This window comes from Vibrio neptunius, assembly GCF_000967495.1.
GTDB classification, from domain to species: Bacteria; Pseudomonadota; Gammaproteobacteria; order Enterobacterales; family Vibrionaceae; genus Vibrio; species Vibrio neptunius.
Genome location: NZ_JXXU01000153.1, coordinates 1 through 2,088, shown reverse-complemented (window position 1 = coordinate 2,088; position 2,088 = coordinate 1). Strand labels below are relative to the sequence as shown.

The following is a 2,088-nucleotide window of genomic DNA, read 5'->3' as shown; positions in this document are numbered from 1 at the left end:
GGATCATTAAACCACTACAGCGCGTCTACTCATTGTTTTATATAGAGATTATGAGGGGGATTCGTAAGAGCAGGGCGGTATGTGCACGAATGGATGCGAGGGTACAAATGAAACTCTATTTATTACTTATTCTTACTTTTATTCACGTCGATTACGCTATGGCTGATAGCTTAAACGAACGCAAGGATAACATCGCAAAAGAATCAGGTGTTGAAAGGGAGCATATTGAGTCTATTGAAGAAAGTTTTGAAGCTAAGCTTAAGGTTTACTGTCACGGAAGCTCCTGCCAAGAAATACGGAGCCACTGCAATCAGCACCCTTACGTCAATATATGTGTAATGAAATCTCTATATCACTCTGCCATGTTAAATGAATTATGCGCTGGGTCGGAGTCGTGTTTTGCAGAGCAAACATTAAATGAGCGCAAGATAGTTACCTTCGTTAGCAAGCAAGCTATGTCACCGGGTTATGGGCGTATGGCTTTGAATATTTGCTCTCCGCTCAATGAGTTCGAATCAGTGGAAAACAACATAAAAAGTATCGGTGACAAGCTAAACCAACTTGCTGGCATTGGAACATTTTATGATTACACTGGCTTATACAATTGTGTTTCAGAAGCCTATAAAGAGCTAGCAGTCAAAGCTTTAGCTGAATGATTTGGCTGAAAAGTGCACATAACACATATGAGCTTTCTGCCTGTCAATAGGCAATAACATCTTGTTGGCTGCCCGAGCAGCCAATGCTCTTCGAACAACAAAGTTATCTACTTCGCTTGTCATGTCGGTCATTGTGCATTGCTTGCGACAAACACATATTGAGGATCTCTTATTGGGATTGTTAAGGTGTCTGTCCCAATTAGATTACAATCTCCATGTGTCGCGATATTGGAATCTTGCAGTGGCCAATTTTAGTTGGCCACTGCATAGAGATAAGCCGTAAATCTATAGATCAACCGCTACTGGGTAAATATAGGCAGCTGCTCCTCAGTCAATACGCTGTCTTTAGCAAAATCGATATACTTAGTGACTTGGCTAACATTCCAATTGCCAATATCTTGGTTAAAGGCTTTGTTCATATAAAACATGAAACTCATATTAGTCACATTCGAGGTATCCCAGCGACCGATATCTTGGTTAAAAGCTTTAGCCTCCCTAAACATATAAATCATATTAGTCACATTAGAGGTATCCCAATCACCAATATCTTGGTTAAAAGCTTCAGCATTCCTAAACATCGAAGACATATCAGTCACATTCGAGGTATGCCAGCGACTTATATCTTGGTTAAAAGCTTCCGCACCCTCAAACATTGACACCATACCTGTCACATTAGAGGTATCCCAGCGGCCGATATCTTGATTAAAAGCTTTAGCCTTCCAAAACATATAACGCATAGTAGTCACATTCGAGGTATCCCAGTGCCCGATATCTTGGTTAAAAGCTTTAGCCTCCCAAAACATAAAATCCATATTCCTCACATTCGAGGTATCCCAGTGCCCGATATCTTGATTAAAAGCTTTAGCCACCCTAAACATATCATTCATATTCCTCACATTCGAGGTATCCCAATGACCGATATCTTGGTTAAAAGCGTCAGCACCCACAAACATACTATCCATACTAGTCACATTCGAGGTATCCCAGTGCCCGATATCTTGATTAAAAGCTTCAGCACCACCAAACATAACAGCCATGTCAGTCACATTAGAGGTATCCCAGTACCCGATATCTTGGTTAAAGGCTTCCGCTTTATTAAACATACCCGTCATATTAGTCACATTAGAGGTATCCCAATCGCTGATATCGGCATTAAAGGTGGCTCTTTTATAGAACACATAAGACATATCAGTGACCTGGGTGGTACAAAAGCCAATATGGCCTTGCTCTAGGTTATCGAGCATAATTGGGTTTTTAATCAAAGTGTTGTCGACCACCACATACACCTTGCCGTTTTCGAGTATCACGGAATTGACGGGCTGATCTGGGCATTTGACTGAAATATCGATGGCATAAGCCTGCTGGCTGACGAGTGCCGCCGCCCCAACAAGCAGTGACAGAAGATTCTTTTTCATGGTTATTTATATGAACG

At 41.3% G+C, this 2,088-nt stretch carries 2 protein-coding genes; one reads left to right on the top strand and one right to left on the bottom strand.

The genetic code is table 11. The features are described 5' to 3' along the window. Positions 1-656 (top strand): hypothetical protein (locus TW84_RS23560; protein ID WP_205622514.1); only part of this gene is annotated, 656 nt, incomplete at its 5' end. Positions 657-955: 299 nt separating this feature from the next. Here the strand turns inward: TW84_RS23560 and TW84_RS23555 are convergent. After that, positions 956-2,071, bottom strand: coding sequence for a BspA family leucine-rich repeat surface protein (locus tag TW84_RS23555; protein ID WP_045978033.1), 1,116 nt, complete (start codon positions 2,069-2,071; stop codon positions 956-958). Positions 2,072-2,088: the final 17 nt, after the last annotated feature.

Excerpts from the sequence above, each read along its gene's own strand:
- TW84_RS23555 (WP_045978033.1), bottom strand. The coding sequence starts at position 2,071 with ATGAAAAAGAATCTTCTGTCACTGCTTGTTGGGGCGGCGGCACTCGTC.